The sequence below is a fragment of the Naasia sp. SYSU D00057 genome (assembly GCF_017916505.1).
GTDB lineage: Bacteria > Actinomycetota > Actinomycetes > Actinomycetales > Microbacteriaceae > Naasia.
In genome coordinates, this window is record NZ_JAFMSZ010000008.1 from 1 (window position 1) to 1,265 (window position 1,265).

1 pseudogene is annotated in these 1,265 nt (G+C 72.4%); it reads right to left on the bottom strand.

The window, feature by feature from the left end:
• Window positions 1–71: 71 nt before the first annotated feature.
• A pseudogene (gene istA, locus J3P36_RS16015) lies at window positions 72–1,082 on the bottom strand (IS21 family transposase); the annotation flags it as partial.
• Window positions 1,083–1,265 lie beyond the last annotated feature (183 nt).

Here is a 1,265-nt window from a genome sequence, read left to right on the forward strand (position 1 = left end):
GGCCCCGCGCGCGCCCCCCCCCCCCCTCGCCCCCCCCCCGCCCCACCCCTCGGCCCAGGGGACGTGATGAACAGCGTGTCGTAGAGCGCCAGCGGATGCTGAAGCCCGGCGATCGGCAGCGGAGACGGCGATGGTGCCGCCTCGATGCGCCGCGGCAGCAGGCCGCCGTAGGGCGGTGGGATCTGACCAAGCTTGCCGCGCTCCGCCTCCAGCCGCGCCGCGGGCACCTCGCCGGTGGTGGCGTGCACCCGCGCATTCGCCACCTCCCGCAGCCAGCGCCCGACCGCCAGGTTCGCCGCCGCGCCGTCCACCACGAGGCCCTCTGCCGCCATGCGGCTCGCCAGCGGCACCCAGAAGCTGCCGCGGAGATAGCGGATGAAGCGCTCGACCTTGCCTTTGCTCTGCGCCCGGTAGGGCTGGCACAGCCGCGGGCGGAAGCCGCAATGCCGGGCGAAGTCGAGGAAGCCTGGGTGAAAGCGGTGCTGGCCGCGGCCGTAGCGGTCCCGCTCCAGCACCACGGTGCGCATGTTGTCGTAGAGCACCTCCCGCGGCACGCCGCCGAAGGCGAGGAAGGCATGCTCGTGGCAGGCCAGCAGCGTCTACAGCCGCTCGTCCGGCACGAACTCGACATAGGCCGCACGGCTCCAGCCCAAGGTGGCGACGAACACCGACCGCCGGTCCGCCCCGCGCCGGATCACCGCCCAGTCCACCTGCATCTGCTCGCCAGGCGCCGTCTCGAAGCGCACCACGGGCTCCGGCGGGGCAGCAGGCCGCAGCCGGGCGAGATGCTCCTTGAGGATGCTGTAGCCGCCCGCGTAGCCGCGCTCGCGCAACTCCCGCAGCAGCACCGTCGCCTCGAGCCGTTCCGGCGCCGCCGACGCAATCCGATCGGCGATGTAGCCCTCGAACGGCGCCAGCTTGCTCGGCCGCGGCGGCCGCGCCCGATACCGCGCCGCCTCCGGGTCGCGCAGATACCGCCGCACCGTGTTCCGCGAAACGCCGATCTCCCGCGCGATCTCGCGCACGCCCTTGCCGTGTCTGGCCAACACCCGGATCTCCAACGCCAGCTCTCCCCCAAGCATCCAGGCCCCCGCCAACACGACAGGGACACCCTAAGCCTGGGTCAGCTTTCAACCGGCAACCGGGTCAGTTTCACTCCGGCGGCTACAAGGCGGAGGCGGACGCCCATGCGCGGGAGCGCGAACTGATCTCGCTCTACGGTCGTCATGACCAGGGACGTGGCCCGCTGACCAACCAACTCGATG